Origin of the sequence: Brevundimonas olei, assembly GCF_037055245.1 — a bacterium.
Taxonomy (GTDB): domain Bacteria; phylum Pseudomonadota; class Alphaproteobacteria; order Caulobacterales; family Caulobacteraceae; genus Brevundimonas; species Brevundimonas olei.
On record NZ_CP146369.1, the window covers coordinates 1,353,298 to 1,366,973 of the forward strand.

General features: G+C 68.4%; 10 protein-coding genes. 2 read left to right on the forward strand and 8 right to left on the reverse strand.

The window, feature by feature from the left end; genetic code table 11:
- Positions 1-49 precede the first annotated feature (49 nt).
- The 8 genes from V8J38_RS06420 to V8J38_RS06455 all read right to left on the reverse strand — a co-directional run bounded on the left by V8J38_RS06420 (position 50) and on the right by V8J38_RS06455 (position 10,520).
- A complete protein-coding gene (locus V8J38_RS06420; RefSeq protein WP_338578362.1) occupies positions 50-1,654 on the reverse strand; it encodes a M28 family peptidase in 1,605 nt (534 codons plus the stop codon).
- A gap of 105 nt (positions 1,655-1,759) precedes the next feature.
- The gene (locus V8J38_RS06425) at positions 1,760-3,403 is read right to left on the reverse strand and encodes a M28 family metallopeptidase (protein WP_291776272.1); all 1,644 of its coding nucleotides are present in this window, start codon (positions 3,401-3,403) and stop codon (positions 1,760-1,762) included.
- Positions 3,404-3,513: 110 nt separating this feature from the next.
- Entirely contained in the window at positions 3,514-4,785 is a 1,272-nt protein-coding gene (locus V8J38_RS06430) for an O-acetylhomoserine aminocarboxypropyltransferase/cysteine synthase family protein (RefSeq protein WP_291776270.1), read from the reverse strand.
- A 128-nt stretch (positions 4,786-4,913) separates the two neighbouring features.
- Positions 4,914-6,011 (reverse strand): redox-regulated ATPase YchF, encoded by a 1,098-nt coding sequence (ychF, locus tag V8J38_RS06435; RefSeq protein ID WP_338578363.1) that lies wholly within the window; start codon positions 6,009-6,011, stop codon positions 4,914-4,916.
- 73 nt (positions 6,012-6,084) lie between these two features.
- Entirely contained in the window at positions 6,085-6,579 is a 495-nt protein-coding gene (locus V8J38_RS06440; RefSeq protein ID WP_338578364.1) for a copper chaperone PCu(A)C, read from the reverse strand.
- Between the two features lie 14 nt (positions 6,580-6,593).
- Positions 6,594-7,988, reverse strand: coding sequence for a PepSY domain-containing protein (locus V8J38_RS06445; protein WP_338578365.1), 1,395 nt, complete (start codon positions 7,986-7,988; stop codon positions 6,594-6,596).
- Positions 7,988-10,057 (reverse strand): TonB-dependent receptor family protein, encoded by a 2,070-nt coding sequence (locus V8J38_RS06450; protein WP_338578366.1) that lies wholly within the window; start codon positions 10,055-10,057, stop codon positions 7,988-7,990. The genes V8J38_RS06445 and V8J38_RS06450 overlap by 1 nt, the downstream gene beginning before the upstream one ends.
- Positions 10,058-10,133: 76 nt before the next feature.
- Positions 10,134-10,520, reverse strand: a complete 387-nt coding sequence (locus V8J38_RS06455) for a DUF2946 family protein (protein WP_291776260.1) — start codon at positions 10,518-10,520, stop codon at positions 10,134-10,136.
- A 131-nt stretch (positions 10,521-10,651) separates the two neighbouring features.
- Here V8J38_RS06455 and V8J38_RS06460 point away from each other — a divergent pair, with 131 nt between their 5' ends.
- Positions 10,652-12,064, forward strand: coding sequence for a DUF4139 domain-containing protein (locus V8J38_RS06460; RefSeq protein WP_338578368.1), 1,413 nt, complete (start codon positions 10,652-10,654; stop codon positions 12,062-12,064).
- 4 nt (positions 12,065-12,068) lie between these two features.
- On the forward strand, positions 12,069-13,673 hold the full coding sequence (locus V8J38_RS06465) for a DUF4139 domain-containing protein (RefSeq protein ID WP_338578370.1): 1,605 nt from the start codon (positions 12,069-12,071) through the stop codon (positions 13,671-13,673).
- The last annotated feature ends 3 nt before the right edge of the window (positions 13,674-13,676 follow it).

The following is a 13,676-nucleotide window of genomic DNA, read 5'->3' on the forward strand; positions in this document are numbered from 1 at the left end:
GCTCAACGTGCGGACAGGCGAGGGCGTTGCCGCCCTGCCTTTTGATGCGTCAACGCCGGGCCGCCGCGCTGCGGTCGCGGACCTGGCCGAATTCGGAGGTCGGCTTCCAGGTCGGCCATTCGTCGCCGTTGGCCAGGTCCAGGCCCAGGCGATAGAGCAGGGTCAGATTCTCGACCGCCGAGCGCAGATCCCAGTCGGCCGACCACTCGTCGCTGGGACGATGATAGTCGGCGCCGAACTTGGCTTTCCAGGCCGCCAGACCCGCCTCGCGGCCGCCCTCGACCCAATCCACCCCGTGCCAGGGCATCAGGGCGGGCACGCCCGCGCGAGCGAACGGGAAGTGGTCCGAGCGATAGTAGAAATTCTGTTCCGGCTGGCCGTCGTCGGAGACGTAGCGGCCTTCCTGTTCAGCCAGGGCCTGCAGGTCGTCCTCGAGGCTGTTCTGGCCCTTGCCGAAGATGGGCACGTCGTGGGTCGGACCGCTGAGAGGCAGCATGTCGATGTTGATGTCGGCCACCGTCGTCTCCAGCGGATAGACCGGATCGGCGACATAGGCGTAGGCGCCCAGCAGGCCCATCTCCTCGGCCGCCATATGGGCGAAGACGAGGGTGCGCTTCGGCGTCGGGGCGGCCTTCAGCTGGCGCGCCATCTCGACCACGCCGACCGTGCCCGAGGCGTTGTCCCAGGCGCCGTTGAACACCTTGTCGTCGCCCGCCGTGTTCTCATTGACGCCGACATGGTCCCAGTGGGCGGAATAGATGACGACCTCGTTCGGGCGCTCGGTCCCGGTGATGCGCGCCAGCAGATTGTGGGTGCGCAGGATTTCGACCGATTCCTGAGCCGAAGCGGTGATCCGCGTCTCCAGCGCGAAGGCGCGGAAATCGCCGGTCTCGAGGCGGGGCTTCAGCGACGCCAGGTCCACGCCCATTTCGGTGGCGACGTCGCGGTTGACGGCGCCGCTGAGGGTCAGTTCGGCCGAGCCGGGCGTCAGGGTGCGCGTGCGTTCGGCGCCGGCGGTCTCGCGCCGCCAGGCGGCCGAACCGGCATCGCCGTCGACGATCGTCAGAACGGCCACAGCGCCGCGCCGCCTGGCCTCGTCGGCCTTATAGGCTGCGGACTGGTAGGTGGTGGCGTAGGGGCCGTTGAACAGTTCGCCGTCGGGCTCGCCCGCCACGACCAGGACGACCGCGCCGGTCACGTCCAGATCGCCGTAGTCGTCCCAGCCCCGCTCGGGGGCATGGATGCCGTAGCCTGCGAAAACGACGGGCGCGTCGATCACCCGCCCCACGGCCGCATCGTTCATCGCCCGCAGGGTGAAGTCGGTTCCGGCGGTCAGGGCGCGGCCCGTCGTGGCCGCTCCGGCCCAGGTCAGGGCGGGCTCGCCCTGGGGCGTCAGACGCTTCAGGTCGATGACTTGCAGCCACTGGCCGTTCGGACCGCCGGGCTCCAGCCCCATGGCTTCATACTGGGCCTGCAGCCAGTCCAGCGTCTTCTTCTCGCCCTCCGTGCCGGGATAGCGGCCCTGGAAGTCGTCGGCGCTGATGACGCGGATCTCGTCGGACAGGCGCTGGGCCGAGAAGTCCTGGGCCGAGGCGGCGCCCGCGACGAGGATCAGCGCGGCGGCGGCGACGCCGCGAATGAAGCGATGGTGCATGGCGTTTCCTTCGGCCTTCCCCACGAGGCCGTTCCCTATAGTCTTAGGGCGGCCCCTTGCGAGGCCGCCCCTTACATTTTCGTCATGTTCGACCGACGGGCCGGATCAGCGGCGCTGAGCGGCGCTCTTGGCGCGTTCCGGGCCGAACTCCGAGCCGGACTTCCATTCCGGCCAGGTGCGGCTGTTGGCCAGATCCTGGCCGACCTTGAACATGACCTCCAGGTCCTGGAGCATGCCGGAATAGTCCCAGTCGGATTCCCATTCGTCCGCCGCCTGGTGATAGCGGTTGGCGCGATAGTCGGCGGCGCGCGCCAGACGCGGCTCGATCGGGGCGTCGACGAAGTCGCCGGTCGAGGACAGATAGGCCATCGGCACGCCCTTCTTGGCGAGCGGGAAGTGGTCGGAGCGGAAGTAGATGCCCGCCGCCGCACCGGCATCGCCGACGAAGCCGCGCCCCTGCGCCGCCGCCGCCGCGATCACCGGCTCGTCCAGTTCCGAATGGCCGTAGCCGGTCACGCCCAGCTTGTTCATCCGGCCGAAGACGGCGGCCGAGTCGATGTTGAAGCCGCCGACGGTCTTCTCCACCGGGTACAGCGGGTTGGCGGCGTAGAATTCCGAACCCAGCAGGCCGCTTTCCTCGCCGGTGAAGCTGATCATGACGATGGTGCGCTCCGGCCGCGGTCCGGCCGACCATTGGCGCGCCATCTCCAGCAGGGCCGCCGTGCCCGAGGCGTTGTCGATGGCGCCGTTGAAGATGCGGTCGCCGTTGGCGTCCGGCTCGCCCATGCCGATGTGGTCCCAGTGGCCGGTGTAGAGGATGGTCTCGTCCGGGTGGGTCGAACCTTCCAGCTTGGCCACGACGTTGTGGGTGACGATGCGTTCGGACTTCACGTCCATGCGGGCGTCGAGGGTCGCGCCGGTCAGTTCGACGGGCTGGAAGTCGCGGCTGCGCGCCTTGATCTTCTCCTGCTCGAAGTCGAGACCCGCGCGGCGGAACAGATCGACGGCCAGATCACGCTGGATCCAGCCTTCCATGGCGACGCGCTCGGCCGACGGATCGGCGCGAACGATATCGAACTGCGGCACGCCCCAGGAGTTGGCGACCGTGGTCCAGCCGTAGGAGGCGGGCTTGGTCTCGTGGACGATCAGCACGCCGGCGGCGCCCTGACGGGCGGCTTCCTCGAACTTGTAGGTCCAGCGGCCGTAGTAGGTCATGGCCTCGCCGCCGAAGGTGTTCAGCGACGGGTCTTCGAAGTCGGCGTCATTGACCAGGACGACGATCACCTTGCCGCGCACGTCGGTCTTGAAGTCGTTCCACTGACGCTCGGGCGCGCTGATGCCGTAGCCGACGAAGACCAGCGGCTTGTCCTTCAGGTCGACGCCGTCGGAAGGCAGGCGGGTCGTCATGGTGACTTCCTGGCCCTGCGTCAGCGGCTGGCTCCAGTCGCCCAGCTTCAGCTGACCCGAGACGTTGGAGACGGTGAAGCGGTTCAGGCCGACCGCCTGGGTCCAGCCGCCGTTCTCGCCGCCGGGCGCGAAGCCCGCCGCCGCATACTGGCGGCTCAGATAGTCGATGACCTTCTGCTCTGCCGGGGTGGCGATGCCGCGCCCCTCGAAGCTGTCGTCCGACAGGACGCGGATGTCCTCGGAAATGCGCGCGGCGTCGAAGGCGGGCGCGGTCTGGGCGACGGCGCCGCCGGCCAGCGAGGCGGCGAACGCCAGAACGACGATGGACGTTGAAAGACGCATACAGTCTCACCTCTCGGAGAATTCGATGGCGGGACCGTAGTGAGCCGGATCGCGGGAGTCGACAGCCAAGCGCCGCGTCGACGGCGCCTGGCTGGGACAGGGGCGGAGGATCAGACGGCGGCCAGAGCCTGGTCTAGGTCAGCGATCAGGTCGTCGATATGCTCGATGCCGACGGACAGACGCACCGTGTCCTCGGTCACGCCCGCCTTTTTCAGTTCGTCGGGCGACAGCTGGCGGTGGGTGGTCGAGGCCGGGTGGCAGACCAGCGACTTGGCGTCGCCGATGTTGACCAGACGGGTGAAGATTTTCACCGCGTCCTGGAAGCGGGCTCCGGCCTCGCGGCCGCCCTTGACGCCGAATGTCAGCAGACCGGACGCCTTGCCGCCGAAATACTTCTGAATCAGGGCGTGATCCTTGTGCTCGGGAAGGCCGGCGTAGTTGACCCAGTCGACCTTGGGGTGGGCCTTCAGCCATTGGGCGACTGCGGTGGCGTTCTCGACGTGGCGATCCATGCGCAGGGCGAGCGTTTCCAGCCCCTGCAGGATCAGGAAGCTGTTGAACGGCGAGATGGCCGCGCCGGTATTGCGCAGCAGAACGGTGCGCGCCCGCCCGATGAAGGCCGCAGGGCCGAAGGCCTCGGTATAGACCACGCCGTGATAGCTGACCTCGGGCGTGTTCAGGCGCGCGAAGCGGTCCTTGTGCTCGGCCCAGGGGAAGGTCCCGCCGTCGACGATTGCGCCGCCGATGCTGGTGCCGTGTCCGCCGATGTACTTGGTCAGGGCGTGGACCACGATGTCGGCGCCATGCTCGATCGGCCGGGTCAGGTAGGGCGTCGGCACGGTGTTGTCGACGATCAGCGGCAGGCCTTGCGCGTGCGCGGCGTCCGCAAGCGCGGCGAAGTCCACCACATTGCCGAGCGGATTGCCGATGGATTCGCAGAAGACCGCCTTGGTCCGCTCATCCGTATTGGCCGCCACCGCCGCGATGTCGTCGGCGTCGATGAAGCGCACCTCGATGCCGTACTGAGGCAGGGTGTGGGCGAACAGGTTGTAGGTGCCGCCATAAAGGGCGCCCGTGGCGATGATGTTGTCGCCGGCCTCGGCGATGGTCAGGATCGCATAGGTGATCGCCGCCATGCCCGAGGCCACGGTCAGGGCCGCGACGCCGCCCTCTAGCGCCGCCAGACGCTGCTCCAGCACGTCGGACGTCGGGTTCATGATGCGGGTATAGATGTTGCCCGCCACCTTCAGGTCGAACAGGTCGGCCCCGTGCTGGGTGTCGTCGAAGGCGTAGCTGGTGGTCTGATAGATGGGCACCGCCACCGACTTGGTGGTCGGATCGGGCGCATAGCCCGCGTGCACGGCGAGGGTGTCGAACTTCATGGCTTCCCCGGGAGCTTTCGGCGCAAGGTGCGCCGATTCACACCAGCCTTAGCAAAGCTCGCCGCGAAATGGGATTTCAGTTTTTCTGCGAGAGCGGTCAGATTTTCTGGCCGCCCCGCATGATGACGTCAGTTGTTGAAAAGGAAGTGCATGACGTCGCCGTCCTTGACGACGTAGGCCTTGCCTTCGGCGCGCATCTTGCCCGCTTCCTTGGCACCCGCTTCGCCCTTCAGCGCGACGTAGTCGTCGAAGGCGATGGTTTCGGCGCGGATGAAGCCCTTTTCGAAGTCGGTGTGGATGACGCCCGCCGCCTGCGGCGCCGTGGCGCCGACGGGGATGGTCCAGGCGCGCGCTTCCTTCGGCCCGACGGTGAAATAGGTCTGCAGGCCCAGCAGGTCGTAGGCGCCGCGGATCAGGCGGTTCAGGCCCGGCTCCTCCAGATCCAGGGTTTCGAGGAACTCGGCCTGTTCGGCGTCGTCCAGCACGGCGATCTCGGACTCGATCTGAGCCGAGATGACCACGGTCTGGGCGTTGTCCGCCTTGGCGCGCTCGGCGACCTTGGCCGACAGCTCATTGCCCTCGGCGGCCGAGCCTTCCTCGACGTTGGCGACGTAGAGGGCGGGCAGGGCGGTCAGCAGTTGCAGCATGTCCCAGGCCTTGCGGTCTTCCTTGGACACCTCGGCCAGACGCGCGGGCTTGCCGTCGCGCAGCTTTTCGAGCGCGGCGTCGATCAGCTTGAGGTTCAGCTGGGATTCCTTGTCGCCGCCCTTGGCGCGCTTCTCGATCTGGACGCGGCGACGCTCCAGGCTCTCGAGGTCGGCCAGCATCAGCTCGGTCTCGATGATCTCGAGGTCGGAGATGGGATCGATACGGTTCTCGACGTGGGTGATGTCGTCGTCGATGAAGCAGCGGGCCACGAAGGCGATGGCGTCGCAGTCGCGGATGTTGGCCAGGAACTGGTTGCCCAGACCCTCGCCCTTGGAGGCGCCGCGCACCAGACCGGCCACGTCGACGAAGGTGATGCGAGCGGGGATGATCTCCTTCGACCCGGCGATGGCGGCCAGGGCGTTCAGCCGGGCCTCGGGCACGGCCACGTCGCCGGTGTTCGGCTCGATGGTGCAGAACGGATAGTTGGCCGCTTGGGCCGCCGCCGTCTTGGTCAGGGCGTTGAACAGGGTGGACTTGCCGACGTTGGGCAAGCCGACGATCGCGACTTTCAGGGCCATGGTATTCCTCGTGAGCGCGAGCCTTTAGCCGGTTCGGGCCGGTTTGTCAGGCTCGCGCCGCCAAGAGAGGGTTTTACTCCTCCGAATCCACCACCGGCGGCTGCTTGACGGCCGCGTGGACGCCGATGGGACCGGCCTTCTCGAAGGTCAGGGTGAAGGAGGCGACGCCGCCGTCGACCAGCGGATCGCGCAGACCCATCAGCATGATGTGATTGCCGCCAGGCTTCAGCTCGACCGGGGTTCCGGCAGGCAGGGGCAGACCGTCCGCCAGGTGGCCCATGCTCATGACCCCGTTCTCCATCTTCATCTCATGCACCTCGGCCGACTGGGCCAGAGCGGTCGAGACGCCGACCAGACGGTCGTCGGAGCCTGCCGTCAGGGTCAGGTAGCAGCCCCCGACCTTGGCGCCGTTGGGCGTGGGGCGGCACCAGGCGTCGGCGACCTGGACCGTGCCGGGCGCGACCGTGGCGTCCTTGGCGGCTTCGGCCGACTTTTCGGCGGGCTGGCCGCAGGCGGCGAGGCTGAGGGCGGCGGCCGACAGGGCGGTCAGGGCGAACATACGTTTCATGGTGAAGCTCCTTATCAAGAGGCTGCGACGGGCTTGGCCCCGGTGAACGCACGCACGGCTCGGTCGAGCAGCAGGGCGGCCAAGAGGCTCAGTCCCGTCAAGGGATAGAGGATGGACAGGGGGATGACGATGCAAAGCACGACAATTCGCGCACGGGGGTCGGGCGGCGGGGGCGGGGCGCCGGAGCGGCGGCGCGACAGGTCGGGCGGACGGCGCTTCCACCACATGACTAGGCCGCTGATCGCCAGCAGCCAGACGGCGATGCAGCCGATCAGCATGACGATGCGGTTGACCCAGCCGTATTGCATCCCCTGATGGACGGCGATGCCCCACTCAAAGCCCTTGGCCATGACGCCGAACTGGCTCCAGCGCAGGTCGGCCTTCACCGCTCCGCTGACGCCATCGACATAGAGGCTGCGGGCGTCCTCGGCCTTGCGGGTCTGGCGAGCGACGGTCCAGGCCAGATCAGACGACTGGGGAATGCTGACGGTGAAGGGGCGGGGCAGGCCCCGTTCGTGCGCCGTCTGAAGCACGCGGTTCAGGCTGGGGGCCGCTGGATCATGCCCGTGGCTGTGATCATGGGCGGGAAGGACGGCGTTTTCCAGCGTCCAGCCCACGCCCGCCGGGGCGTCGTGGGGCTTGGCGTGGCTCCAGGGACTGGCGGCGGCGGGCGCGGGCGGGCGGCCCAGTCCGGTGTCGCGCATGACGCGCATGAACTGATCGCCCCAGACGGCCGACCACGGCATTCCCGTGACGGCGAGGAAGATGATCACCCCGCCGACATAGAAGCCGGTCAGGGCGTGAACGTCGCGCCAGAAGGGACGGCGGCTGGCGTCGCTCTGGCTGGGCTTCAGCACGGCGCCGGTACGGCGGCGGGGCCACCACAGGTAGAGGCCGGTGGCGCACAGGATGATGGCCCAGCCCGCGACGATCTCGACCAGAATGTTCAGCGCCGTGCCGATGAGGCCGCCGAACAGGCTGAGGGAGTGCAGTTTCTTGATCGTCTCGGTCACGCCGCCATAGGCGGTGACGCCGGTGACCGTGGCCGTGTGCGGGTCGACGAAGACGGTGCGCTGGGCGCCGTCAGGCTGGTCGACGCGGACGCGCACCGCCTGATCGGCGCGGGCGGGGATCAGAATGTTCGCCGCCCGGCCTTCGCCTGCGCGGGCGGCTGCGGCCAGCCACTGATCGGGATTAGCTTGCTGTGAGCTGGCCGGAACCTCGATCATGGAGCGATAGACGGCGTGGTCGATCTCATCCTTGAACAGATAGAGGCCGCCCGTCAGCGTCAGCAGCATCAGGAACGGCATGACCAGCACCCCGGCGTAGAAGTGCCAGCGCCAGACGGCCCGATAGGCGCCGGACATCACGTCCGGCGCCTTGGCCTGTGTTGAGGCGGAACGGCCCATCAATAGGCCAGCCGAAGGCCGACGGAGACCGAACGGCCCTCGCCGGGGAAGAAGACGCCGGTTTGCGCCTTGCCGGCGTCGGTCACGGCCGAGAACTCGCCGACGTAGCGTTTGTCGGTCAGGTTGCGCGCGTCGATGTAGACCGAGGTTCTGGCGTTGATGTTGAAGCCGCCCGTCAGCCCCAGCACGGCGTAGTCCGGCGCCTTCGTGGTGTTGGCGTAGTCGACGTAGGGACTGGACAGCCGCCACTCGACCGACGGGGTGACGAAGACGCCCGTCGGGTGGCGCCAGGTCAGCTCGGCGCGATACTGATGCTGCGGCACGACCGGCAGGCGGTTGTCGCCCCAGCGCGCGTCGCCGTCGAAGCGGAAGTCGCTCCAGTTATAGACCTGACGGAGCATCAGCGATCCGTCCGCTAGTTCGAGCGGCAGGGTCCAGTCCAGCCCGGCCTCGATCCCCTGGTGGATGGTCTTTTTGGCGTTGAAGGTGGCGGCGGGGATGTCGGGGCTGGTGATGAAGTTCAGCATCTCGCCTTCGATCCGGCTGCGATAGGCGACCAGATCCCAGGCCAGAGGGCCATGACGGCCGCGCGTGCCGATCTCGCCGGTCCAGGCGTCCTGAACCTCGACCGGGGTGAAGCCGGTCAGCGGCGCCTGCACCAGGGCGCCATAGGTCGGCGGCTCGACCGAGCGGGTCAGGTTGGCGAAGACCTGGGCGCCGCTTTCCGCTTCCCACAACAGGCCCATGCGCGGCGAGAACCACTCATAGTCTCGGCTGGCGTTATTGGCCGGGGTCATGCGGTCCAGATAGTCGCGCGTGGCGCGCCCCCATGAGCCGCCCGCGACCAGGGCCAGTTGGTCGGTAACGAACAGCCGTCCCTCGGCGAAGACGTCCAGCCCAGAGGCTTCCTGACGCGCATCGGCGGTCTTGGCGCCGCGCTGGCCCGCCAGGTTCACATAGCGCAGGGCCTCGACCTCTCCCTCGCGCCACGAGAAGCCGTAGAAGGCGTCGGCGCGCAGGCCGCCGACATTGCCCGTCCAGTCGATGCGGGCGAAGGCGCCGCGCGTGGCGCTGTCCTGATCCAGCACCTGGAAGATCGGGTGGTACAGCGACTTCTCCCAGCCCCAGACGGCGCCCTCGAACAGGGTGGATTCATTGAAGCGCCAGCGGGTCTGCAGCGTCAGCCGTTTGACCGTCAGATCGCGGGCCTGATCGCCGGACAGGGCGCTGGCGGAGGCCTTGCGCGGCTTGTTCAGTGCTTCTTCCAGGGTCAGGGAGCCGGGCATGTCCTGTTTGATGTCGGCGGCCTGGGCGATCAGGCGCACCTCGCGGTCCTCGCCGAAGGAACGGCCCGCATTGACGGTTAGGCGGCCTTGCGACTGTTTGCTGTGGTCGCGCCAGCCGTCGCCCTGCATGGCCGTGGCGGCGGCGTAGACGTCCCAGTCGCCATAGGTCTCGGCGACGGCGCCGTGTGCACGCACGAAGCCGTAGCTGCCGCCCTCGACCTGCATCAGGGCGCGCTGGCGGGCGGTGCGGCCGGTCGGTGTGACGAGGTTGATGGCACCGCCGAGTTGCGCCCCGCCGAAGCGCAGGGTGTTGGCGCCCTTCCACACCTCGACATAGCGGGCGCTGAGGGAATCGACGCTCTGGAAGTCGGAAAAGCCGTCAGCGTCGGCGAAGGGCACGCCGTCCTGGGCGAACAGGACGCCGCGCTGGTGAAAGCCCTGGGCGATGCCCGAGCCGCGGATGGAGAGGCGGCTTTCCTCGCCGTATCGTTTCTGGGCCAACACGCCGGGCACGTTGCGAAGAGTGTCGGAGAAGCCCTGGACGAAGCGATCGGAATAGCTTTCGGCCGACACCACGGCGACGGCGCCGGGGGTGCGGCTGAGACGGTCGCGCGCTTCGGCCACGACGGTCGGGTCTTCGGCGTTGCGGCGGCCGGTGACGATGATGCTGTCGACGACGGTAGGGCTGTCACCACTCGGAAGGCTGTCAGCGTGAGCAAGGGCGGGCGCCAGGCAGGCGCCGATCAGCAGGGCGCACGGCGCCGCAGCGGTCTTGAGAGACATGGAATTTGTATCCTGAAAACAGATGTACGGCCGCGCAGGCCTTCAAGCAGGCGCGCGGCGTCGATGGGTCTGGTTTTCAGGCGTGAGGCGGGGCGCGCGACGGCGGGCGCGGCGGGGCGCGGGCCGGGGGCGGAGGGCTGGCGATGAAGGGGGTGTAGACGACGGCCTGGGCCAGGCGCACGACCGGCGCCGGTTCCGGCGCGGCGGGCGCGGGCAGGGCGGCCAGCAGAGGCATGACGCAGGCGGCGCACTTGGCCCCCATATGCTCCTTGATCGGGCCGTCGACGCCGCCGGACTGGATGGTCTGGGGACCGTCGGCCGAGCAGATGACGATGGGCTGGCCGGGCGTGGAGGCCGCCAGCGCCGCGAACGGCATCAGGCTGCCGATCACGATGGCGAACGTCGCGGCCAGGAAGGCCAGCGAGCGCCAGGTCGACCAGTTTTCTGCCTGAGAGCGGGTCACGATGCCTGACCCTTAAGCCTTCCCACGCGGGGAAGCTAGACCGGCCGGGGGCGACGCGGGGTCGCGCGACGCCTCGACAATGCCGCTTTTCCCGTGCCAGCGTAGCGGTCGGACAGTCATCGAGGATACGCATGATCCGCGCCATCGGACCTTTCGCTCTCGCCCTGCTTCTCGCGGCGCCCGCAGTCGCGCAACAGGTGGAGGAGGGGCCAGGCGGTCCCGACCGCGTGTCTCTGACCGTCTATAATCAGAACATCGCCCTGGTGGAGGACGTGCGGAACCTGAACGTGCCCGCCGGCCGTTCGCGTCAGGAGTTTCCGGGCGTTTCGGCCAGCATCCGGCCCGAGACGGTGGGGCTGTCGGGGCGCGGTCTGTCGGTGGTCGAGCAGAACTTCGACTATGACCTGCTGACGCCGGGCAAGCTGATGGAAAGCGCTGTCGGCAATGAGATCGGCATCGTCCGCACCAACCCAGGATCGGGCGCGCAATCGACCGAGCGCGCGCGTGTCCTGGCGGCGAATCAGGGCGTGGTGCTGCAGATCGGCGACCGTATCGAGGTGCTGCGCGATGACGGCGTGCCGACGCGTGTCATCTTCGACCGGGTGCCGCAGAACCTGCGCCCGCGTCCGACGCTCAGCGTGACGCTGGACGCCGAGGGGGCTGGTCGCCGCGAGACGACGTTGTCCTATCTGACCAGCGGCCTGACGTGGAAAGCCGACTATGTCGCTCGTTTCGACGAGAAGGCGGGCAAGCTCGACCTGACCGGCTGGGTGACGCTGACCAACAACTCGGGCGCGACCTTCAGCAACGCCCAGACGCGGGTGGTGGCGGGCGATGTCAATCTGATCAATCAGGGCGGCTATAATCCGCGTCCGCCGGTCCGTGTGTCCAATACGCGCGGCAATGGAACCCAGTCGGGCGGGCAGGGCGCGCTGGCCGACGTCTATGTCTATCCGCTGCCCGAGGCCGTCACGGTCGCCAACAACCAGACCAAGCAGGTCGGCCTGATCGACGCGGCGGGCGTGCCCGCGACCAAGCGCTATCTGCGGGTCGTCGACGGTTTCTACAGCGTCGAGGAGCCGATCGCGGCCGAGGTCGGGGTCATCTTCGCCAACGGATCGGGTGATGCGGCGCGCGCCCTGCCGGCCGGCGTGATCCGCGTCTATGTGAAGGATGAGGCGGGCGAGCCGCGCTTCATCGGCGAAAGCCAGGTCGACCACTCGCCCGCCGGGTCCGAGATCGTGGTGACGACGGGCGACGCCTTCGACGTGACCGTGCAGCCGCGCCTGGTGTCGTCCGAGCGGGTGTCGAAGCGGTTGGTCGACTATTTCCGCACCCGCTATGCGATGGAATACACCGTCCGCAACGCAAGGCCTGAGCCGGTGACGGTCGAGGTGCGCCAGCGCGGTCTGGGTCGCGACACTGAACTGACGGACCAGAGCATCGAGGGCGAGATGCGTGACGCGCGCACCGTCGTCTGGCGCGTGCCCGTGCCCGCCAACGGCGAGACCAAGCTGACCGCGACCATCACCACGGGCGGTTGATCCCATGCGCCGCCTTCTGGCGATCACCACTGCGCTGAGCCTTCTGGCGCCTGCGGCCTGGGCCCAGACGGAGAGCGTGTCCGTGCGTCCTGACGGGGCGACGGTGGTGATCTATCGCGACCGGCCGGTCGATACGGTCGCCCTGATGGAACAGTCGCGCCAGCCGTGGAGCCGGCTGGACCGGCAAGGGCTGGCCCTGATCGTCGAGACGCGCACGGTCGATCTTCCGGCGGGCGAGGGGATCATCCGTTTCCGCGGCCTGGCCACCGGCGTCGTGCCGCAGAGCGCTGTGCTGGAGGGCCTGCCTGCCCATGTGGTCGAGCGCAATGCCGACTTCGACCTGCTGTCGCCCGCCAGCCTGATGGAGAAGTCCATCGGCGAGGTGGTGCGCGTCGTCCGCACCAATCCCGCGACCGGCGAACAGGTCGAAAAGGCCGCCGTCATCCGCGCGGGCGCCCAAGGGACGGTGCTTGAGATCGACGGCCGGTTCGAGGCGCTGGACTGTTCGGGCCAGACCGAGCGGGTCGTGTTCGACCGCATTCCCGAGGGGCTGGGCGATCAGCCGACCCTGTCGGTGCGCACGCGCGCCGAGCGGGCGGGGAGGCACACGGTGACGCTGGCCTATCTGACCACAGGATTGCAGTGGTCGGCCGACTATGTGGCGCGGCTTGACCCGACGGACGGCACGCTGGACCTGACCGGCTGGGTGACGCTGGCCAACTTCGGCGGCACGGGCTTCCCAGACGCGCCGGTGCAGGTGGTGGCTGGCACCCTGAGGAAGGATGCGGGCACCACGCCGGTCGAGCCGCTGGTCCGCTATCAGCAGAACCAGTGCTGGCCGCAGGGGACGACGACGCTTGGGTCCGGCGAACTCGCGAACTATGGCGCGGCGCCTCCGGCGCCCCCTCCGCCGCCTGCGCCTGCTCCGATGATGCGGATGGCGGTTCAGGAAGCGGCAGCCGATATCGTCGTCACCGGCAGCCGTGTGGCGCGTCAGGGCGAACTGGGGGACTACAAGATCTACACTCTGCCTGAGCCGACGACGGTCGCCGCGCGTCAGACCAAGCAGGTGCGCTTTCTGGAACGCGAGGACGTGTCCTATGAGCGGGTCTATCGCGCCGGAGTGCTGAACGCAGACGAGGAGGCGCAGCCTACGGCCATCGTCATGAAGCTGCGCAACGAGGAGGGCGCCGGGCTGGGCGTGGCCCTGCCGGGCGGTTCAGTGGCGGTGATGCAGCCGGACGGCGCGGGCGGCGTATTGTTGGCCGGTCAGGATCGGTTCGAGGACAAGGGCGTGGGGCTGCCGGTGCGGTTGGCCTTCGGCGAATCGCCAGACGTGCGGGTGCAGACGCGGCTGGTGAAGTCGGGCAGGTCGACGCGCGGCGCCGTCACGACCGAACGCACCGAAGTCGAGGCGACTGTCACCAACGCCCGATCCGAGCCGGTGACGGTCGAACTGGTCGCCGACGCCGCCATGCAGCGCGGCTTCCGTATCCGCAGCCAGTCGGTGCGCAGTCGGGTGGACGACACCGGCTATCCGGTGTGGACGCTGAGCGTGCCTGCGAACGGCGCGACGACGCTGAAGGCGGCATGGACGACGACGGATTGATAG